Source organism: Intrasporangium mesophilum, from assembly GCF_054783095.1.
This window is the reverse complement of record NZ_BAAGRF010000005.1, coordinates 267,843-287,545: the sequence shown is the minus strand read 5'-3', so window position 1 is coordinate 287,545 and position 19,703 is coordinate 267,843. Positions and strand designations below refer to the sequence as shown.

Below are 19,703 nucleotides of genomic sequence, written 5' to 3'. Positions count from 1 at the left end.
GCGTGACCGACTCGACGGGGATCGGCAGGACACCCCGCCGGCTCCGAACGCTCCCGCGCCGCATGCGCGCTCTACCGCTGCGCTGGCGCCTGCTCGGCGTCGCCCTCGGGCTCATCCTCGTCGCACTCGTCACCACCGCCCTCGTCGTGAGCGCGCTGCTGCGCAGCTACCTGCACAACCAGCTGGAGCAGGAGCTGGGGGTCTACGCCAGCAGCCTGTCGGCCATCGACCCCGGCGACCTCGGCGACGGTGGCTCCAACGTGCCCACCGGCTTCATCGGGCGGATCGTCAACATCAAGACCGGTTCCGTCACCGCGCTCGGTCGCTCTGTGCTGGAGCGCGACAGCGCCAAGATCCCGAAGCTGCCGGTCACCGACTCCCACATCAGGGACCGGAAGCCCTTCGAGGTGCCGTCCGTGGGTGGCGAGGGCCAGTGGCTGGCACTGTCGGAGCTCAACGGGAAGAAGACCGACATCATCTCCGTGGCCCTGCCGCTTCGGCCGCTCGACGCCACGGTCAGCCGGTTCCTGCTCTATGCCACCGCCATCGGCGCCGTGGCGCTGCTCGCGAGCGCGGTGCTCGGGTGGTACCTCGTGCGCCGCACCTTCCGGCCGTTGACCACGATCGAGGACACCGCCGCGCAGATCGCCGCGGGCGACCTGACCCGGCGTGTCGAGGTGCCCGCGACCAACGACGAGGTCGCCTCCCTGTCGCGCTCGCTCAACGCGATGCTGTCCCGGATCGAGCAGAGCTTCGCTGTCCGGGAGGCCAACGAGGCCAAGATGCGGCGGTTCATCGCCGACGCCTCGCACGAGCTGCGCACGCCGCTCGCCGCCGTGTCCGGCTACGCCGAGCTGTACCGCCAGGGTGCGCTGCCGACGGCTGACTCCGTGACCGGGGCGATGGGCCGGATCGAGTCCGAGAGCCACCGGATGAGCGGCCTCGTCGAGGACCTGCTCACCCTCGCCCGCCTCGATGGCGAGCGCCCGCTCGAGCTGCAGACCGTCGACCTCGCGGTGCTGGCCGCAGACGCCGCGCAGGACGCCCGGACGATCTCGCCGGCCCGCCATGTGACGGCGACCGGCATCCACGGACCCATCGAGCCGACCGAGCTGAAGGCCGACGAGCGCCAGCTGCGGCAGGTCGTCACCAACCTCGTCACCAACGCGCGCGTGCACACCCCGGCAGGGAGCCCGGTCGAGATCCTCGTGGGGCGGGTCGACGTCGGACACGTGGCGCTGCACGTCCGCGACCACGGGCACGGAATTCCCGAGAAGGACCGCGACACCGTGTTCGAGCGCTTCTACCGAGCCGACTGGTCACGCAGCCGCGGCAAGGGCGGCGGCAACGGACTGGGCCTGGCGATCGTGCATGCGATCGTCGAAGCCCACGGCGGCCGGGTGCGCGTGCAGGACACTCCCGGTGGAGGCGCCACCTTCGTCGTCGAGCTGCCGATGCAGCCGTCGGCAGCCAACCGCGCCAAGCCGATCTGAGGCTCTGAGTCTTCTCTCGGATCGCACAGCCGATTCTTAGGAAGGCCACAACGCCGTCCAAAACTCGGCCGATGTCATGGCTACCAAGAGACCGAACGAGGAGGAGCCATGACCCTGGCACCGGACCACACCCAGCAGATCCCGCAGGGCAACTACTACAGCCAGTCGGCTCCGCCGACCCCGCCGGCGCCCCCGGTGCCGCCGACGTTCCAGGGCGGCCCCAAGCCTCCGCGCAAGGACCGTCGCATCGGCCAGACCGCGGTCACCGCGCTGCTCGCAGCCGCGCTCGCGAGCGGTGGCACGTATGCCGCCATCCAGCTGAGCGACCAGAACACCTCCGTCAACACCACCCCCACTGCGACGTCGACGAACAACCAGCAGACCTCGCCGACCGTGAACCAGGGCAGCGCCACGAGCCCTGACTGGACCGCGGTCGCCAAGGCCGTTGGCCCGAGCGTCGTGTCGATCAACGTCACCATGCAGCAGGGTGAGGCCGCCGGCTCAGGTGTCATCTACGACAAGCAGGGTCACATCCTGACGAACAACCACGTCGTCGAGGGCGCGAGCGGCAACGGCGCGATCACCGTCACCCTTGCCGACGGGCGCACCTACAACGCGACCGTCGTGGGCACCGACCCGTCGACCGACCTCGCCGTGATCAAGCTCTCCTCGGTCCCGAGCGACATCACCCCGATCTCCCTCGGCAACTCCGATGGACTCGTCGTCGGCGACCCGGTCATGGCCGTGGGCAACCCGCTCGGCCTGTCCGGCACCGTCACCACCGGCATCGTCAGCGCGCTGGACCGCCCCGTGTCAACGGCCCCGGAGCAGCAGCAGCAACAGCAGGACCCGTTCGGCCAGCAGCAGGGCAGCAACGGCTCGGCCGCTGACACTGTCGTCACCAACGCGATCCAGACGTCCGCCGCGATCAACCCCGGCAACTCCGGTGGCGCGCTCGTCAACGCCAAGGGTGAGCTCATCGGCATCAACAGCTCGATCGCATCGCTCGGCTCGGGCAGCGGCGGTCAGAGCGGCAACATCGGCATCGGCTTCGCGATCCCGGTCAAGGAGGCCAAGTCGATCGCTGACCAGCTGATCAAGAGCGGCAAGGCCGAGCACGCCTTCCTCGGCGTCTCGACCCGCGACACGGTCGCCCAGGACGGCTCCGCCAAGCGCGCCGGCGCCCAGATCGCCGCCGTGACCTCCGGGACCCCGGCCGCCAACGCCGGCCTGAAGGAAGGCGACGTCGTCATCGCCGTCGACGGCAACCCGGTCGACTCCTCGACCGCGCTCGTCGCCCAGGTGCGCGAGCGCACCGCCGGCGACAAGGTGACCCTGACGGTCCTGCGCGACGGCAAGCGCCAGGAGGTCCAGNCCTGCGCGACGGCAAGCGCCAGGAGGTCCAGGTCACGCTCGCGGTCAAGCCCAGCACGTCCAACTGACCCGCCGCCTCCTGCCGGAGGCAGCCCGACCCGTATGCCGCAGGGTCACCTCCCGGCCGGCCACACCCTCCCCGGTGGCCGGACCGCGAGGGACCCGGCGGCATACGTCTGTCTGGCCCGGCATCGCTCGCCCGGTTCGAGGTATTCGGGTCGAGGTTCTGAGTCGGTGCATCGGGCGACGAATCACCTCCACCCGACGTCGGCCCGTACGCTGCTCCGGTGACCCAGCAGCTCCTCCGCGCGACCGACCTCGACGTTCCGACCCTGGACCGGCTCGACCCACGGGACGTCGAGACCGCACTGCGCGTGCTCGCCGTCGTGCCCGACCTGCCGGATGACGACCCCGACTACGAGACGCTCAAGCGGGCAGCATCGCTGATGTACAAGCGGCTCAAGAAGAACCGGCGCACCGCGAAGACGTGGGCCGAGCGCAAGGCCGACCGGACGGTCCTGGAGTCCACGGCGACTGGGTCACCGATGCGGATCGACGACGAGACGCGCGGGATTCCCTTGGCGTCCAACGCAACCGGCGCGCACGCGGGGGTGCTCATCAACGCCCGGGGCTGCTACGTGTGCAAGGCGGACTACACGCTGGTCGACGCCTTCTACCACTGGCTGTGCCCGGACTGCGCTGCACTGTCGCATGCCAAGCGCGACCAGCGGACCGATCTCACCGGCAAGCGGGCCCTGCTCACCGGCGGGCGCGCCAAGATCGGGATGTACATCGCGTTGCGGCTGCTGCGCGACGGGGCCCACACGACGGTCACGACGCGGTTCCCCAAGGACGCGATGCGGCGGTTCGCGTCGATGGAGGACAGCGCGGACTGGATCGACCGGCTCAAGATCGTCGGAGTCGACCTTCGCGACCCGACGCAGGTGGTGGCCCTGGCGGACGAGGTCGCGGCCGCCGGCCCGCTCGACATCCTCGTCAACAACGCAGCGCAGACGGTGCGGCGCTCCCCCGGCGCGTACGGCCACCTCGTCGCGGCCGAGTCGGCGCCGCTGCCCGACGGCATACCGCTTCCGGAGATGGTCACCTTCGACCGGGTCAGCGAGGCACACCCGGCCGCGATCGCCGGAGCGCTCGAGCACCATGCGGTCGCCCACCATGACGGGGAGCCGGCGCGAGACGCGGCCGCACACTCGGCGGCCTCGATGGCAGCTCTCGCGCTCACCGGCCAGGCCCTGGTCGCGGGGCACGCGAGCCTGGCAGCACACCTCGACGGGTCTGCAGTGGACGCCGGCGGGCTGCTGCCCGATCTCCAGCGCACCAACTCGTGGACCCAGAAGGTCGAGGAGGTCGACCCGCTCGAGCTGCTGGAGGTGCAGCTCTGCAACTCGACGGCGCCGTTCATCCTCATCTCCCGCCTGCGGCCGGCGATGCGCGCCGCCGTGGCAGCCGGAGCGCGTCGCGCGTATGTCGTCAACGTGTCCGCGATGGAGGGCCAGTTCTCCCGGCGCTACAAGGGTCCCGGCCACCCGCACACGAACATGGCCAAGGCGGCGCTCAACATGCTGACCCGGACCAGCGCCGGGGAGATGTTCGACTCGGACCGGATCCTCATGACGGCCGTCGACACCGGCTGGATCACCGACGAGCGGCCACACCAGGACAAGCTGCGGATCGCGGCCGAAGGCTGGCACGCGCCCCTGGACCTCGTCGACGGCGCAGCACGCGTCTACGATCCGATCGTGCGCGGCGAGGCGGGCGAGGATCTCTACGGCTGCTTCGTCAAGGACTACGAGCCCAGCCCCTGGTGACGGGCGGCCGAGGCTATCCACAGAAAGCCCGGCACCGGCTAACGTCCAGAGCATGATCACCGCGGTGCACAACCTCATCTACTCCGACGACGCCGCTGCGACCCGCGCCTTCTTCCGCGACGTGCTGCAGTGGCGCTTCGTGAGCGACACCGGGTCCACCGACGAGGGCGCTTCTGGCTCGGACGCGTGGCTCATCTTCCAGACCGGGCCGAGCGAGGTCGGCGTCCACCCGACGCGAGGCCCCGAGGGCTCGGGCTGGAGCTCCCCCCGGCACCACGCGATGTCGCTCGTCTGCGACGATCTCAGCTCGACGATGGCCGAGCTCGCCTCGCGCGGCGCGACGTTCACCGACGAACCGGTGGATCGCGGCTTCGGCCTCTGCGTGATGATGGCCGTCCCCAGCGCCGACGACATCATGCTGTACGAGCCGCGGCACACCACGGCATACGACCTTTGACGCCGCAGGCTCGGCTCCGACCGCGACGGGCCCCCGCGGCGACCCCGGGTCAGCGCAGGCGCTTGGCGTACCAGACCTCGGCATACGGGTCGGCATTGAAGGCGGGAACCTCGCCGTAGCCGTGGCGCAGGTAGAGCGCCCGCGCCTCGGTGAGGTCCAGGCGCGTGTCCAGGCGGATCGACGTCGCGCCGAGCTCCCGCCCGGCCTGCTCGGCGGCCGCGAGCAGCGCCCGCGCCACACCCATGCCTCGCGCCTCCGGACGGACGAACATCCGTTTGAGCTCCACGGCCGATCCGCGCGCGGCGAGGCGCACGCCGGCGCACCCGAGCAGCCGACCCGTCGGCCCAACACCAGGGGGCCCAGTGCCGATCCCGCGAGCTACGACGAAGACGCCCGTCGGCGGCGCGAGGTCGTCGCTGGGCATCTCGGCCAGGCTCTGCTCGATCTCCTCGAGCGTCGAGCGGCGTCCCTCGTGTAGCAGGAACCACCGGTCGCTCACGTCGACGAGGTACTCCCGCAGCAGGGCTTGCGACTCATCCGAGCCCACATCGGAGCGCTCGACCCGCCACAGCATGGTCAACCTCCCGAGGCTCGTGGTCATCGCGCGGACGGTGACCTGAGCACCAGGCGGGAGGCCGTCATGCAACAACCCCGAAGGTGGCCCGTGACGCCAGCGCCTCCCGGAGCTCGGCATCGGCGTCGACGAGCGAGCGGCGCACCGCCGGCGTGAGGTCGTCGCGGGCGATGGTCTCGGCGCTCTGCCGCGCAGTCTCGTCGGTGAACACCTTCGGGAAAGCCACCAGGACGACGCGTGACAGGGCGTCCTCACCCACCCAGCCCGACATGGCAGGCACGTCGCTGAAGTAGCGCGGGACGTAGTCGGCCACGAGGGCGTCGTCGGGGGCCATCCAGAAGCCGCGGCCGAGGTGCACCATCTCGTAGTTGGACCGGCCGGAGCGGCCGGTCAGCTCGGTCCAGGCCCATGCCTTGGCGTCGGGGTCGGGCAGGCTCGCCCGGCACATCAGCGCGTTGAGCCCGCCCTGCAGGGTGTCGTCCTTGGCGCGGAACCCGTCGATCCTGGCCGTGTCGATGAGCCCGCGGGTCGCGAGGTTGCGGACCACGATCCACCGGAAGTCGCCGTCGTCCTCGAGCCCCACGGGCAGGCCCTCACCATCGGCCCACGCTCGCAGCAGCGCCTCGTCGTCACTCGCACCGGCCACGAGCCGCGCCGCGGCGAGAGACTCGGTGCTGCCCGGCGTCGCGCGGCCGAGCAGCCCGGTTGCCGCGGACGCAAGCCGCGCCTGGGCCGCGGCCTGGGCCACACGCGGGACGAAGAAGGGCACGATCCGGTGCTCTGCGTATGCCGCGACGCGGGTGAGCATCGACGAGTTCGTCTCGTGCGGCCAGGCCGCGTCGAAGACGTCGAGGAAGGCTTCGGGCGACACCGTCGCACCGTGGACGCCGTCGATGAGGGCTGACCACACCACCGCACGGGCCTGCACGTCCGGCACGAGCGGGAGCTGTGCGGGCAGGGCCGCGACCGTCTGGTCCGACAGCCGCACTCGGGCCCAGGTCAGGTCGCCGGCGTTCGGCACGAGGACCGCGGGCTCCGGCGTGCCCTCGAGGCTCACGAGGCGCGTCTGTGCCTGGGTGATCGTCGTGGCGACGCGCCCGACCTCCTGCCCGTCGGTCCAGCCGACCACGTCGAGGGCGTGCGGGCGGTCGGCCGGGCGGTCGGCGGGGGTCTCGCGGAACAGCACCGCCGAGTCGACGACGCCGTCCTGCTCGCTCACGTCCACGGAGATCGTGTCGCGGTCGGCGCTGAGCAGCCAGGCGCGTGCCCATTGGTCGAGGTCCTTGCCGCTCGCGCGCTCAATCGCCGACATGAAGTCGGCGAGGGTGCCGTTGGAGTAGGCGTGGTCGGCGAGGTACGTGCGCACACCTGCGATGAACTCGTCGTCCCCGACGTAGGCGATGAGCTGGCGCAGCGTCGCGGCTCCCTTGGCGTACGAGATGCCGTCGAAGTTCTGTAGGGCGCTCTGCGCGTCGAGAGCCTGCACACCTGCGACCGGATGAGTCGACGGTGACCGCTCTGCGCCGTAGCCCCACACCTTGCGCACGATGGAGGAGTCGACCCAGGCGTCGGTGTACTCGGTCGCGTCGACGAGGCAGCGATGCGACATGTACTCGGCGAACGACTCGTTGAGCCACAGGTCGTCCCACCAGCGCATCGTGACGATGTCACCGAACCACATGTGCGACATCTCGTGGCTGATCGTGTTGGCCCGCCCGAGCAGCTCGTCGCGGGTCGCCGCGCCGCGGAAGAGGTACTGGTCGCGGAGGGTCACGCAGCCGGGGTTCTCCATCGCGCCGGCGTTGAACTCGGGCACGAACACCTGGTGGTACTCCCCGAAGGGGTAACGGATCCCGAAGAGACCGTGGAAGTAGTCGAACGACCGGCGGGTGATGTCGAACAGCTCGGTGGCGTGCCGCTCGAGCGGCTCCTTGAGCGAGGCTCGTGCGTGCAGCCCGAGCGGTATGCCGTCGTGCTCGTCACGCACGGACACATACGGCCCGGCGCACACCGTCACGAAGTACGTGGCAAGCCGCCTGGTGGTGGCCAGCGTCCATGCGCCCGGGCCGGTCCGCGTCGCCGCGCCGTTGCCGATGACGACCCAGTCCGCCGGCGCCCGCACCGTGACGTCGTACGGCGCCTTGAGGTCGGGCTGGTCGAAGCAGGCGAAGACCGTCGGCGCGGCGTCGAGGAACAGATGGCCGTAGACGTAGTCACGCCCATCGGCGGGGTCGGTCGCGCGGTGCAGGCCCTGGCCGTCCTGGCTGTAGGCCATGGTCGAGGCCACCACGAGCTCGTTGTCGGCGCGCAGGCCGGGCAGGGCGAGCCGGCCGTCGACGACGCTCGCCGGGTCGAGGGCCTCACCGTTGAGCAGCACCGACTGGACCGAGGTCGCCCTGAGGTCCGCCCACGAGCCTTCGCCGGGGGCGGCGCAGGCGAACCGCACCCTCGAGACCGAGCCGAAGACCTCCGCGCCCTGGTCGAGGTCGAGCTCGACGGCATACGAGGACACAGACACCAGCGAGGATCGCTCGCTGGCTTCGGCAAGGGTGAGACTGCGCATGCAGGCGAGCCTGCCAGATCGGCGGGCGCGGCGTCGCCGTCCTCCCCAGAGTCCCGGACCGCGGCAGGCGGGTCAGTAGTGGACCGGGCCTCCGGCCATGCTCTCCAGGCGGGCGATGCGCTGGTCCATCGGCGGGTGCGTCGACAGGAACCGCGTCACGTCCTTGGCCCGGAACGGGTTGGCGATCATCATGTGGCTCGCGTTGACGATGTCCTGCTGGGGCGGGAGCGGGGCCCGCGCGACGCCCGACTCGAGCTTGCGCAGGGCGGATGCCAGGGCGAGGGGGTCGCCGGTGAGGCGTGCGCCGTCCTCGTCGGCGTCGTACTCGCGGGTGCGGCTGATCGCGAGCTGGATCATCATCGCGGCCATCGGTGCGAGGAAGCTCATGGCCAGCAGGGCGATCGGGTTGGGGCGGTCGTCGTCGGACGAGCCGCCGCCGAACATGCTGGTGAACATCAGCATCTGGCCGATGGAGGTGATGACACCGGCGATGGCGGCGGCCACCGAGCTGGTGAGGATGTCACGGTTGTAGACGTGCATCAGCTCGTGGCCGAGCACGCCGCGCAGCTCCCGCTCGTCGAGCAGCTGCAGGATGCCCTCGGTGCAGCACACCGCGGCGTTCTTCGGGTTGCGACCGGTGGCGAAGGCGTTGGGCGCCTGCGTGGGCGAGATGTAGAGGCGCGGCATGGGCTTGCCGGCGGCTGTCGAGAGCTCGCGGACGATGCGGTACATCACCGGGGCCTGAGCCTCGGAGACCGGGTAGGCGTGCATGGCGCGGATCGCGAGCTTGTCGCTGTTCCAGTAGCCGTAGGCCGTCGTCGCCACGCCGATGAGTGCGAACAGCCAGATGTACCTGCCGTTCCCGATGAGCGCACCGAGCCCGAGCAGGAGGGCCCAGATGCCGCCGAAGAGGGCAGCGGTCTTGAGCCCGTTGAAGTGGTTGTGCATGCCGGGAGAACGCACAGCCCGGATCCAGCGTTCCCCCGCGGCCGGCGGCCGCCCGCGCGCCTGGGGGGAACGTGACGCGTTGCACAGTTCGTGGATTGGTCAACTACTACGAGTAGTAGTAGTTTCGTCTTTGTCAGGGAAACAAGGACCGGGGCAAGCATCCCGGGATCATCAGGGAGACAAAGACATGCGTAAGACCGTCGACAAGCTCATCTCGTGGACCGGCATCATCATGGCCGCAATCCTCCTTACTGCGGGAGGTTTGATGACCTACGCGAGCAACTTCATCGACAACCAGGTCTCGGAGCAGCTGACCCAGCAGGACATCACGATGCCCGCGGCCGCCGCCCTGCAGACCCAGGAGCAGAAGGACGCCCTCCTCCAGTACGCCGGCCAGAAGATGACCACTGGCGACCAGGCCAAGGCCTTCGCGGACCACTACATCCTCGTGCACATGAACGCCGCGTCGAACAACCGGACGTACGAAGAGGTCTCGGGTGAGTACCTGACGATGTCCAAGGACGCGAACGCCGACCAGGCCAAGGTCCAGGAGCTCGGCCAGCTGCGCCAGACGCTGTTCATGGGCAACACGCTGCGCGGCCTGCTCCTCAACGCCTACGCGTTCGGCACCATGGGCACCGTCGCCGGTATCGCCGCGGTCGTCGCCTACGTCGGCGCAGGCATCCTGTTCGTCCTCGGCTTCCTCGGCCTGCGGCACTCGAAGAACGCGACCGACGCGGTCGCCTCGGCCGCCACGTCCGAGCCAGTGCCCGCCCGCAGCTGACGCCCTACCCCCCAGCGCGCCCCGTCGTCCTCCCGGACCGGCGGGGCGCCCGGCTGTCCCTGGCCCCGCTCTCAGTTCCTGCCACCACCCCTGCAACACACCCGGAAATCGTCAACCGGCCATAGTTGCAACTGCGATGGCCAGTCGGTTTCCGGGTGTGTTGCGGTGGCTTGAGGACCTCAGCCGAGGAGCTGGAGGATCAGGTCGGGCTGGACGCAGACCGCGACGAGCACCGCCGCCGACAGGGCAAGACCGAAGACCATCACCGCGCGTCGACCGCCACGGACCTGCGCAGGCCGGCGACCGGTGCCCGCGACGCCCACGACCTCGGCCCCGCCTGCCTCGCCTTCGCCGGCCTCGACCAGCTGGCCGGTGGCGCCCGCCTCGGTCATGACCGGACGGACCCAGCGCAGGTAGACGGCGACACCCAGCACCGCGTTCGCGGCAGCGACGGCCGCCAGCCACACCCAGCCCTCGGCGACGACGGGACGCAGCGCGGCGATCTTGCCGACGAGGCCGAGGATGCCCGGCGGCAGGCCCGCGAGCGAGGTGAGCGCGAGCACGAGAGCGCCGGCGCGCCACGGGCTGCGCCTCCAGAGCCCTTCGTATGCCGTGAGGCTGCGGCCGTCGGCAGGGCGGTCGTTCAGCGTCACGGCCACGACTGCGAAGGCCACCAGGGTGGCCACGACGTAGGTCAGCAGGTAGGTGGCGCTTGCGTTGACCCCGAGGGCCGAGATCGACACGAGCGGCATGACGACCCAGCCGGCCTGGGACACGGTCGACCAGGCCAGCAGGCGCACGACGTCGTCCTGGCGCAGCGCCATGATGTTGCCGAGCGTCATCGACAGAACCGCCAGCAGGGCGATGGCCACGAGGGCAGGGGTGCCGAGCGCCGACACGGCGCGCAGGACCACGAGCAGAGCGGCGAGCGCCGCGATCTTGGAGACGGTCGCCAGGAAGGTGGCCACGGGGGTCGAGGCACCGGCATACGCGGTCGGGGTCCACGCGTGGAACGGCACGAGTGACAGCTTGAAGCCGACGCCCGCGAGGAACATGACGGTGGCGAGCGAGACGACGGCCGCGGAGACCGAGGAGTATGCGACGCCGCCGCCGGCGCCACCGGAGGACAGCACGGCGTCGGGGGTCAGGAAAGGGCTCCCGGTCGCCGCGAACCACAGGGCGACAGCGAGGACGAGCAGCGAGAAGGACACGAGCGAGGTCACGAGCAGCTGAGTTGCTCCAGCGACCGCGCTCCGGCGGCCCGACAGCGCGACGAGGGCGATGACGGGCAGGGTCGCGAGCTCGAGAGCGATGAGCCAGGTGCCGACGTCGCGGCTGGCCGCCACCACGATCGTGCCTGCCAGCGCGGTGAGCAGCAGCACGACCTCGACCGGCTCGCTGGTGCTGTCGGCCGGCCGCCGCCCGAGCACCCGGGGCCAGGCGAGGGTCACACACACGAACGCGGCGGCAGCAGCTGCCAGCTGGAGCGTGCTGCCCAGCGCGTCAGCCTGCCAGAAGCAGGTCTGGGGAAGTCCCTCCACCGCGGGCGGCGCGCCCGCCGGCTGGGCGGCGGCCTGCGTGAGGCACAGCGTCTCGCGGATGCCTCCTCCGCCAGGCGCAAGACCCGGCACGGTGGCCGCCGCGGCTCCGAGGGACGCGATGCCCGCAACGACCCACGGCGCGCGACGCAGACGTGGCGCGACAAGGTCGACGACGAGCACCAGGACCATGCCGGCGATCGGGATGAGGGCCGGCGCCAGGACGACGACATCGAGGGTCAGGTTGCTCACGGCGCCCCCAGACCCGAGATCAGCTCGGCCGCCGCCGCGTTGGAGACGCCGAGCAGCAGCTGGGGCAGCACCCCGAAGACGACCATCGCGACGACGAGCGAGACGACGACGACCCAGCGGGCTCCGCGCGAGTCACGCACCGGCTCCGCCGCAGCCCCGGTGGCGTTCTCGCTGCCCTCCCCCGCCCACACGATACGGGCGACGCGCAGGGCGTATGCCGCCGCGAGCGCGAGCCCGACCGCGCCGACCACGACGCAGGCTCGCATCAGCATCGCGGGCCGGTCCGGTGCCGGGGACCACGCGGCATACAGCGCGAGGAACTCGCCCCAGAAGCTGATCAGGCCAGGCAGCCCGAGGGCCGCAGCGAGACCGAACACGAGCGCCGCGCCGAACCGGGGTGCCTTGTCGCGCAGGGCAGCCCGGGCGACGCGGAGGTCGGATGACCCCCACTGCTCCTTGAGGTCGCCCACGACGAAGAAGAGCAGCGCCGCGACAACCCCGTGGGCGATGTTGCCGAAGAGCGCGGCCTGCAGGCCGGTGTCACTGCCCGAGGCGATGGCGAGCGCGACGAAGCCCATGTGCGCGACCGAGCTGTAGGCGATGAGGCGCTTGAGGTCGCGCTCGACGAGACAGGCAAGACCTCCCCAGATCACGCCGATCACCCCGACGATGGCCAGCAGCGGGCTGATGGCGGCGACGCCCTGCGGGACGGTGCCGACGGCGAGCCGCACGATGCCGTACGTCCCCATCTTGAGCAGGACCGCCGCCAGCAGAACCGAGCCTGCGGTCGGAGCGATGGTGTGGGCGGGTGGGAGCCACGTGTGCACCGGCCACAGCGGCACCTTGATGCCGAGGGCGACCAGCAGCGTCGCGGCGATCGCGATCTCGAGGGGCCGCGACAGCCCCTCGCCGTGCATCCGGGCGAGCGCCACGAGGTCCGACGTCCCCTGGTGGAAGACGAGAAAGAGGATCCCGACGAGCATCAGCGTGGAGCCGAGGACGGTGAACAGCACGAAGCGGCCGGCGGCATCGGCCTTGGTCTCGTCGGGCACGTGGTCGTCGCCGAACCGGCGGATCAGCACCCACATCGGCACGAGCACGACCTCGAACGCGACGAAGAACAGCACGGCGTCGCGGGCCAGGAACGTCGCGAGCGCCCCCGTCTCGACGACGAGGATGCAGCCGAGGAACGTCGACGCAGTGCCGCCCTTGGGGATCGGCCCCGCCAACGCGTGCGCGACCACGGCGACCGCGAGGAGCGCGGTGAGCAGCACGAGAGCGGCCGAGATGCCGTCGACCCCGAAGTGCCACCGGATGCCGAGCGCGCGGATCCAGGGCACGTCGACCTCGGCGCTCGTCGCGACCACGACGACCGCGAGCGCGGCGGTGACCAGCGTGGCCCCGAGCGCGATGTAGCGCTCGATGCGGGTGTCGCCGGGGATCGCGATCAGCGCGATGGCGGCGAGCAGCGGGACGAGCAGCATCACGGTCAGCGCCATGCGGCCACCCCCAGGACAGCGACGACGACGACACCGGTGAGCAGGGCTACGAGAGACAGCGACGGGACCGCGCGATGGCTGCGCTGCCCGGCGCGCCCCGCGGCCCGGGTGACCGCTGCGGCCGCGCGCGGGTAGGCGTCGACGACGTCACGGTCGAGCACGACCACCAGGCGTGCCACCGCGGTCACCGCGCGCCCCACCGCGACGTATGCCGTGTCGACGCCGAAGCCACGGACGGCGGCGTCACGCACCCGGACCGGGACCGGCTCGACCGCGTCTCGGCGGCCGCGGTTGCTGACGGTCCAGACGGCATACGCGGCTCCGACGATGAGCAGGACCGACAGCAGCGCGCTCAGCAGCCCGATGTGGATGCCGCCGCGCAGGCCGGTGAGGAACAGGGTGCCGACCACGCACAGCGCCGCGAGGGCGGCGACGACGAGGGCCGCCGGCAGGGTGATCGGCGTGTGGCCGTGCTCGCGGACCCGCTCGACCTCGGCGTCGTCGGCGGAGACGAGGACGGCGGCCGGCTCGACCTCGGGCGGGACCTCGGGCGCGACACCATCCGTGGCGCCGGCGTCGAGCGTGCCGGCGTCGAGCGTGCCGTTGTTGTCGGCGGCGGCGACCGGGGCGCCGACCGGGGTGCCGACCGGGGTGCCGACCGGGGTGCCGACCGGGGTGTCGAGCAGCAGCCAGGCACGGGTGCAGTAGGCCGCGGTGAGCACGACGGTGACGAACAGGGCGACGACCACGATCCACGCCCGGAGCCCGCCGTCATGGGACACACCTTCGAGGGCAGCGTCGATGACGGTGTCCTTGGTGAAGAAGCCGATGAGCGGCGGCACACCGGCGAGCGAGGCGAGGCCGATCGCGATCGACCAGCGCAGGTTGCGGGCCGGGTGCAGGCGCCCCCGCATCGCGGACAGCGCCGTGGCCCCGACGAGCACGGACAGCCAGCCCGCGGCGAGGAAGAGCAGGGCCTTGAAGAACGCGTGCCCGATGAGGTGTGACACGGCCGGCACCGGACCGACGTCCGCGGGGGCGGCGGCGAGCGCGCTGAGCATGATCGCGATCTGGCTGAGCGTGGAGTACGCAAGCATGCGCTTGAGGTCCGTCTGCGCGAACGCGAGCAGGGCGGCATACACCATCGTCACCGCCGCGAGGATCGCGAGCAGCATCCGCACCCCGTCGTGAGCGGCATAGAGGAGGAAGAGACGCGCGATGACGTAGGTGCCGGCGGCGACCATGGTCGCGGCGTGGATGAGCGCGGACGCGGGCGTCGGGCCTTCCATCGCGTCGGGCAGCCAGTCGTGGAAGGGGAAGAGACCCGACTTGCCGGCCACGCCGATCACGACGCCGACGAGCCCGATGACCAGCGCGGTCTCGTGGCCGGATGCCGTGAGCACGTCGATGAGGTTGGTCGTGCCCGCGCGCACCGCGAGCGCCACGAGCCCGACGACCATGCCGATGTCGGCCACCCGGGTCACGATGAAGGCCTTGTATGCCGCCCGCCTGGCTTCCGGGCGCTCGCTGTCGTGACCGATGAGCAGCCACGAGCACCAGCCCATGATCTCCCAGCCGACCAGGGTCAGCACCAGGTCGGCCGACTGGACGACGAGCAGCATCCCCGCGGCGAAGAGCGACACGGTGGCGGCGAACCGGCCGAAGCGTGCATCGTCACGCAGGTACCACGCGGTGAACACCTGGATGCCGAGGACGACCAGCGCGACGACGAACGCGACGAGGCCGGACTGGCGGTCCGAGAGCAGGTGGAGCGGCACCTTCAGGCCGCCGACCGGCAGCGCACCGATGGTCTCGATGTCGGCGGCCCGCACGGGCGCGATCCACTGCGCCAGGGCAAGGATGGTCACGAGCGCGGACGTCGCGATGGCGACCATCCCGGCGACGGGGCGCCACCGGTGCAGGAACAGCCCGGCCAGGCCCGCGAGCGCAGGCAGGACGATGATGAGACGGACGACCCAGCTCACGACGCCGCCTCCCCCGCCGTCGCGGGAGCGCGCTCGGCGGACGGGTCGGGCTCGGTCGCAGCCCCCGGGCCGACCGGCACGGGGTCGGGGTCGGGCTCGGGGTCGTCGGTGAGGTCCGGAACAGCCGTGAGGTCGATGTGGCCGGCGGTGCGGAACATCACGAGGATGATCGCGAGCGCCACCGTGACCTCAGCCGCGGCGATCGTGATGACGAAGAGCGTGAGCACCGGGCCCGCCGAGAGCGGGGAGCCGGGCCTCGAGCCGGCGGTGACGAGCAGAAGGTTCGCGGAGTTGAGGATCAGCTCGACGCCGACGAGCACGAGGACCGCGTTGCGGCGCGCGACCACCCCGAAGACGCCGATGCCGGCGAGCAGGGCGGCCAGGGCGGCGGGCAGCTGGAGGTGGATCATCGCGCACCCGCCGATCCGGAGGCGCCACCGCTGCCATCGGCCGAAGCGCGTCCGGCGTCCACCGGGGAGCTGAGGCCGCGGCGCGCCGGGGCCGCCTCCCGGTGCAGGACGAGGCGCGAGACCGCGAACGCACCGACGAGCGCGACGACGAGCAGCACCGAGAGCAGCTCGAACGGCCACACCCACGTGCCGAAGATCGCCTGGGCGATCTGGGGTGTGGCCGAGGGGCGCGTGTCGAGGTCGACCGCCGCTCCGGAGAACAGCGGCAGCAGCACCGCTGCGAGCAGCCCCGTCGTCGCGGCACCGAGGAGGGCGCCCACGAGACGCTGCCAGAGCGGCGTGTCGATGTGCCGGTGCGGACCGATCGGCGCGCGGGTCAGCATCAGAGCGAAGAGCACGAGCACGACGATGGCGCCGACATAGACGAGCAGCTGCACGAGCCCGACGAGCTCCTGACCCAGCACGAGGTAGCACCCGGACAGCGCGCCGAGCGACACGAGCAGCCACAGCGCCGAGTGGACGACGTGCTTGGTCGTCACGGCGAGCAGGCCGGAGAGCGCGGTGACCGCCCCGACGGCGACGAAGACGATGTCTCGGGTCGTCACTCGCCGCCCTCCTCGTCGGTGGACACCGTGGGCATCACCTGGGTCGAGTCGCCTTGTGCTGCAGCCGCATCCGCGGCATCGGCCGCGGGAATCCGCTGAGTCGGGGCGACCTCTGCCGGACCGTCGCCCGGCAGGTCCTCGACATTGCGTGTATAGCCGTTGGGACGGGTGCGCGCCGGACGCGGTATGCCGTCGGCGTCCGTCATGCCCGGGCCGCGTGCCGGGCGGGCGGCCACGGATGCCTCGGCCGGGTCGGGGCTGCCGGGGTCGAGCGCGGGCGGGGCCGGGACGGTCGCCATCCAGGCACCAAGACGCTCCTTCTCGTGGAGCAGGTCGCGGATGTCCACCTCGGAGTACTCGAACTCCGGGCTCCAGTGCAGCGCGTCGAACGGGCAGACCTCGATGCAGATGCCGCAGTACATGCACAGCGAGAAGTCGATGGCGAAGCGGTCGAGCACGTTGCGCTGGCGGGCGCGGCCACCGGGCGTCGTCGGCGGCAGCTCCTCCTTGTGGGAGTCGATGTAGATGCACCAGTCCGGGCACTCGCGCGCGCACAGCATGCACGACGTGCAGTTCTCCTCGGTGAGCGCGATCACCCCCCGGGAGCGGGGCGGCAGCTCGGGCGCGACGTCGGGGTACTCCACCGTGTGGCTGCGCCGGGTCATGGTCCTGGCGGTCTGGGCGAGCCCCTTGACCAGGCCCGGAAGGATGCCGTCACTCATCGCGGTCCACTCCCCTGCTCATCCCATCATCACCACGCCGGCTGCGGTGATCGCCAGCTGCAGCAGGGCGATCGGCACCAGCCAGACCCAGGCCAGCCGCTGGAGCTGGTCCTCGCGCATCCGGGGCCAGGACACCCGCATCCAGATGATGACCACGGCCACGAGGAAGCCCTTGAGCAGCGTCCAGACCCAGCCGAGCCAGCTCTCGGCCGGACCGGCCCAGGCGCCCAGCCAGAGGACCGCGAACAGCAGCGACATGACGACGATGCCGGCGTACTCGGCCAGCAGGAAGAAGGCGAAGCGCAGCCCGGTGTACTCGGTGAACGGGCCGAACACGATCTCGGAGTCGGCCAGCGGCATGTCGAACGGCGGACGCTGGAGCTCGGCGAGCGCACAGACGAGGAAGACGACACCGCCCGGCAGCTGCCAGAGCATCCACCACGGCGTCCACGCCTCGGCGATGCCGATGAGCGACAGTGTGCCGGCGGCCAGGGCCACCGACGCGACCGCGAGGACCATCGGCAGCTCGTAGGAGACCAGCTGCGCGCCCGCCCGCATCGCGCCGAGCAGCGAGTACTTGTTCGCCGAGGCCCACCCGGCCATGAGCGTGCCGATGACGCCCACGCCGATCACCGCCAGCACGAGGACCACGCTCGCGTCGACCTTCGCGCCGACCACCGTCGGCGACAGAGGGATGACCGAGAGCGCCACGAGATACGGGATCAGGGCGACGAACGGCGCCACGCGGAACACCCAGCGGTCGGCGCGGGCCGGCGTGACGTCCTCCTTCTGGACGAACTTCACCCCGTCGGCGACGAGCTGCGCCCACCCGTGGAAGCCACCGGCATACATCGGCCCGAGCCGCCCCTGCATGTGGGCCATCACCTTGTGCTCGGTCTGGCCCACGAGCAGCGGGAAGACGAGGAAGGCGACGAGGACGGCGAGCGCACGCAGCACGACCTCGAGCCACGGGGCCAGGTTCAGGGTCATCGCGGACCCCACTCAGGACCGGGCACGCCTGGCGCCTGGACGCGGCGGCGCCCCGGCGCACGCGTCGACTCGTGACCTTCGCCAGGCTCCTTGGCGCCCGGCCACGGCTTGGAGGCGCGGGCCGCGAGCACGAACGACTTGCGCAGCGGAGTGCCCTCGAACCCATCGGGCAGAAGGAGCGGACGCATCCCGAGGCCGCTCCCGTCGTCGAACCCGTCGAACTCGATCCCGAACATCTCGTGGGTCTCCCGCTCGTGCCACGCCGCGCCACGGAAGATCGGCGTCAGCGACGGCACGGCCAGGCCCTCGGGCGCCCTGGTGCGCACCAGGACCGACACCAGTGCGCCCGGCTCTCGCGGATCGAGCAGGTGGCACACGACGTCGAAGCCGGCGTCGGCCTCCCGGTCCGTCTCATCCACGGCGGTGAGCCAGTCGAAGTACGTGAAGCCCTGCTCGCGAAGCTCGAGGACCGTGCTGGACCACTCTCCGAAGGGCACGTCGCGCACGACAGTGTCGATCACGGCGCCTCACCCTGGCCCCGCCCCGGGGGCTCGACGAGCGGGCGACGGACGTCACCCGCGCTGCCGACGCGCGAGCCGGCATACCGCCCCCGGATGCGCTGTGCGGACAGGCGCTCGCTCGCGATCTGCTCCTGGAGGCGGATGATGCCGTGCAACAGCGCCTCGGGGCGCGGCGGGCATCCCGGGACATAGACGTCGACGGGGACGACCTGGTCGACGCCCTTGGTCACCGAGTAGGAGTCCCAGTACGGGCCGCCGGAGTTGGAGCAGGCGCCGAAGGAGATGACGTACTTCGGCTCCGGCATCTGGTCGTACAGGCGGCGGATCGCCGGCGCCATCTTGTCCGTCACGGTGCCGGACACGACCATGAGGTCGGCCTGGCGCGGACCCGGGGCGAACGGGATGACGCCGAGGCGGATGAAGTCGTGTCGCCCCATCGATGCAGCGATGAACTCGATCGCGCAGCAGGCCAGCCCGAAGTTGAAGACCCAGAGGGAGTAGCGACGGCCCCAGTTGAGCACGACCTTGATCGGCCGCGGCGCGTGCGCCCCCACCGCCCCGACCTTGACCGAGCCGAGCCCGTTGGACGGCCCGATGGTCGGCATCGGCAGGCTGACCGGCTGCGAGGCCATCACACCCACCTCAGCAGGCCGCGGCGCGCGGCGTGGGCGAGACCGAGCACGATGATACCGATGAACACACCCATTTCAACGAGGCTGTCGCGGCCGAGGTTCGCGTCACGGATCACGTGCGCCCAGGGAAAGAGGTAGACGGCGTCGACGGCGAAGATCACGTAGAGGAACGAGAAGACGAAGTAGCGGACCTTCGTCTGGGCCCAGTCGACCCCGACGGGATCGACACCGGACTCGTAGGTGGTCAGCTTGGCGGGCAACGGGGCGCGGGGGGCCAGCAGACGGCGCGCCAACATCGCGGCCGTCACGAGCAGCACGCCCGCGCCCAGCACGGCTGCGACGGCCACGTACCCGGACATGGCGGCCAGCCTAGTCAGATGCGAGCCCCGCCGGTGGGTCGGGGCATCAGCCTCTCACTGGGTGGCTGCGGCCGCCCGTGGCCGTGCCGCAGCCGAACCTTGATGTCCATGTGATGGCAACCTCCCCAAAGTTGAATTGAGCACGAACTAGAGTGGGAATTGCCCGCC

The 19,703-nt window shown here is 71.2% G+C and carries 18 protein-coding genes; 5 read left to right on the top strand and 13 right to left on the bottom strand.

Annotated features, from left to right (window positions below; all coding sequences use genetic code 11):
- The first annotated feature begins 2 nt into the window (after positions 1-2).
- The 4 genes from ACYVLP_RS07150 to ACYVLP_RS07135 all read left to right on the top strand — a co-directional run bounded on the left by ACYVLP_RS07150 (position 3) and on the right by ACYVLP_RS07135 (position 5,153).
- Complete coding sequence (locus ACYVLP_RS07150) at positions 3-1,493, top strand: sensor histidine kinase (RefSeq protein WP_460626640.1); 1,491 nt, start codon at positions 3-5, stop codon at positions 1,491-1,493.
- Between the two features lie 108 nt (positions 1,494-1,601).
- Positions 1,602-3,158, top strand: coding sequence for a S1C family serine protease (locus tag ACYVLP_RS07145; protein ID WP_460626639.1), 1,557 nt, complete (start codon positions 1,602-1,604; stop codon positions 3,156-3,158).
- Positions 3,155-4,696, top strand: coding sequence for an SDR family NAD(P)-dependent oxidoreductase (locus ACYVLP_RS07140; protein ID WP_460626638.1), 1,542 nt, complete (start codon positions 3,155-3,157; stop codon positions 4,694-4,696). The genes ACYVLP_RS07145 and ACYVLP_RS07140 overlap by 4 nt, the downstream gene beginning before the upstream one ends.
- Positions 4,697-4,748: 52 nt before the next feature.
- Positions 4,749-5,153: a VOC family protein gene (locus tag ACYVLP_RS07135; RefSeq protein WP_452270596.1), complete on the top strand. Its 405-nt coding sequence runs from the start codon at positions 4,749-4,751 to the stop codon at positions 5,151-5,153.
- Positions 5,154-5,202: 49 nt separating this feature from the next.
- On the opposite strand, the gene ACYVLP_RS07130 is transcribed toward ACYVLP_RS07135, so the two are convergent.
- From ACYVLP_RS07130 to htpX, 3 genes are all read right to left on the bottom strand, one after another.
- Positions 5,203-5,754: a GNAT family N-acetyltransferase gene (locus ACYVLP_RS07130; protein WP_460626637.1), complete on the bottom strand. Its 552-nt coding sequence runs from the start codon at positions 5,752-5,754 to the stop codon at positions 5,203-5,205.
- Between the two features lie 37 nt (positions 5,755-5,791).
- Positions 5,792-8,290, bottom strand: a complete 2,499-nt coding sequence (pepN, locus tag ACYVLP_RS07125; RefSeq protein ID WP_460626636.1) for an aminopeptidase N — start codon at positions 8,288-8,290, stop codon at positions 5,792-5,794.
- Positions 8,291-8,362: 72 nt separating this feature from the next.
- Entirely contained in the window at positions 8,363-9,238 is an 876-nt protein-coding gene (gene htpX, locus ACYVLP_RS07120) for a zinc metalloprotease HtpX (RefSeq protein ID WP_460626635.1), read from the bottom strand.
- Positions 9,239-9,425: 187 nt separating this feature from the next.
- Between htpX and ACYVLP_RS07115 the strand changes: the two genes are divergently transcribed.
- Positions 9,426-10,022: a hypothetical protein gene (locus ACYVLP_RS07115; protein WP_460626634.1), complete on the top strand. Its 597-nt coding sequence runs from the start codon at positions 9,426-9,428 to the stop codon at positions 10,020-10,022.
- Between the two features lie 179 nt (positions 10,023-10,201).
- On the opposite strand, the gene ACYVLP_RS07110 is transcribed toward ACYVLP_RS07115, so the two are convergent.
- The 10 genes from ACYVLP_RS07110 to ACYVLP_RS07065 are packed head-to-tail and all read right to left on the bottom strand — an operon-like array spanning position 10,202 to position 19,535.
- Complete coding sequence (locus tag ACYVLP_RS07110) at positions 10,202-11,812, bottom strand: NADH-quinone oxidoreductase subunit N (protein ID WP_460626633.1); 1,611 nt, start codon at positions 11,810-11,812, stop codon at positions 10,202-10,204.
- Positions 11,809-13,311, bottom strand: a complete 1,503-nt coding sequence (locus tag ACYVLP_RS07105) for a complex I subunit 4 family protein (RefSeq protein WP_460626632.1) — start codon at positions 13,309-13,311, stop codon at positions 11,809-11,811. The genes ACYVLP_RS07110 and ACYVLP_RS07105 overlap by 4 nt, the downstream gene beginning before the upstream one ends.
- Complete coding sequence (locus ACYVLP_RS07100; RefSeq protein ID WP_460626631.1) at positions 13,302-15,296, bottom strand: NADH-quinone oxidoreductase subunit 5 family protein; 1,995 nt, start codon at positions 15,294-15,296, stop codon at positions 13,302-13,304. Before ACYVLP_RS07100 ends, ACYVLP_RS07105 begins: the two co-directional genes overlap by 10 nt.
- Positions 15,293-15,706, bottom strand: coding sequence for an NADH-quinone oxidoreductase subunit NuoK (gene nuoK / locus ACYVLP_RS07095; protein WP_460626630.1), 414 nt, complete (start codon positions 15,704-15,706; stop codon positions 15,293-15,295). Before nuoK ends, ACYVLP_RS07100 begins: the two co-directional genes overlap by 4 nt.
- Positions 15,703-16,311: an NADH-quinone oxidoreductase subunit J family protein gene (locus tag ACYVLP_RS07090; protein ID WP_460626629.1), complete on the bottom strand. Its 609-nt coding sequence runs from the start codon at positions 16,309-16,311 to the stop codon at positions 15,703-15,705. Before ACYVLP_RS07090 ends, nuoK begins: the two co-directional genes overlap by 4 nt.
- Positions 16,308-17,033: a NuoI/complex I 23 kDa subunit family protein gene (locus ACYVLP_RS07085; RefSeq protein ID WP_460626628.1), complete on the bottom strand. Its 726-nt coding sequence runs from the start codon at positions 17,031-17,033 to the stop codon at positions 16,308-16,310. The genes ACYVLP_RS07090 and ACYVLP_RS07085 overlap by 4 nt, the downstream gene beginning before the upstream one ends.
- Before the next feature lie 18 nt (positions 17,034-17,051).
- A complete protein-coding gene (locus tag ACYVLP_RS07080) occupies positions 17,052-18,023 on the bottom strand; it encodes a complex I subunit 1/NuoH family protein (protein WP_460626627.1) in 972 nt (323 codons plus the stop codon).
- Positions 18,020-18,544, bottom strand: coding sequence for an NADH-quinone oxidoreductase subunit C (locus ACYVLP_RS07075; protein WP_460626626.1), 525 nt, complete (start codon positions 18,542-18,544; stop codon positions 18,020-18,022). Before ACYVLP_RS07075 ends, ACYVLP_RS07080 begins: the two co-directional genes overlap by 4 nt.
- The gene (locus ACYVLP_RS07070) at positions 18,541-19,176 is read right to left on the bottom strand and encodes an NADH-quinone oxidoreductase subunit B (protein ID WP_460626625.1); all 636 of its coding nucleotides are present in this window, start codon (positions 19,174-19,176) and stop codon (positions 18,541-18,543) included. Before ACYVLP_RS07070 ends, ACYVLP_RS07075 begins: the two co-directional genes overlap by 4 nt.
- Positions 19,176-19,535 (bottom strand): NADH-quinone oxidoreductase subunit A, encoded by a 360-nt coding sequence (locus ACYVLP_RS07065; protein WP_452270610.1) that lies wholly within the window; start codon positions 19,533-19,535, stop codon positions 19,176-19,178. Before ACYVLP_RS07065 ends, ACYVLP_RS07070 begins: the two co-directional genes overlap by 1 nt.
- Between the last annotated feature and the right edge of the window lie 168 nt (positions 19,536-19,703).

What these genes read in the sequence shown, in the direction of transcription:
- ACYVLP_RS07135 (WP_452270596.1), top strand. Translation starts at nt 4,749, where the DNA reads ATGATCACCGCGGTGCACAACCTCATCTACTCCGACGACGCCGCTGCG.
- ACYVLP_RS07130 (WP_460626637.1), bottom strand. Translation starts at nt 5,754, where the DNA reads ATGACCACGAGCCTCGGGAGGTTGACCATGCTGTGGCGGGTCGAGCGC.
- pepN (WP_460626636.1), bottom strand. Translation starts at nt 8,290, where the DNA reads ATGCGCAGTCTCACCCTTGCCGAAGCCAGCGAGCGATCCTCGCTGGTG.
- htpX (WP_460626635.1), bottom strand. Translation starts at nt 9,238, where the DNA reads ATGCACAACCACTTCAACGGGCTCAAGACCGCTGCCCTCTTCGGCGGC.
- ACYVLP_RS07115 (WP_460626634.1), top strand. Translation starts at nt 9,426, where the DNA reads ATGCGTAAGACCGTCGACAAGCTCATCTCGTGGACCGGCATCATCATG.
- ACYVLP_RS07105 (WP_460626632.1), bottom strand. Translation starts at nt 13,311, where the DNA reads ATGGCGCTGACCGTGATGCTGCTCGTCCCGCTGCTCGCCGCCATCGCG.
- nuoK (WP_460626630.1), bottom strand. Translation starts at nt 15,706, where the DNA reads ATGATCCACCTCCAGCTGCCCGCCGCCCTGGCCGCCCTGCTCGCCGGC.
- ACYVLP_RS07085 (WP_460626628.1), bottom strand. Translation starts at nt 17,033, where the DNA reads ATGAGTGACGGCATCCTTCCGGGCCTGGTCAAGGGGCTCGCCCAGACC.
- ACYVLP_RS07080 (WP_460626627.1), bottom strand. Translation starts at nt 18,023, where the DNA reads ATGACCCTGAACCTGGCCCCGTGGCTCGAGGTCGTGCTGCGTGCGCTC.
- ACYVLP_RS07070 (WP_460626625.1), bottom strand. Translation starts at nt 19,176, where the DNA reads ATGGCCTCGCAGCCGGTCAGCCTGCCGATGCCGACCATCGGGCCGTCC.
- ACYVLP_RS07065 (WP_452270610.1), bottom strand. Translation starts at nt 19,535, where the DNA reads ATGTCCGGGTACGTGGCCGTCGCAGCCGTGCTGGGCGCGGGCGTGCTG.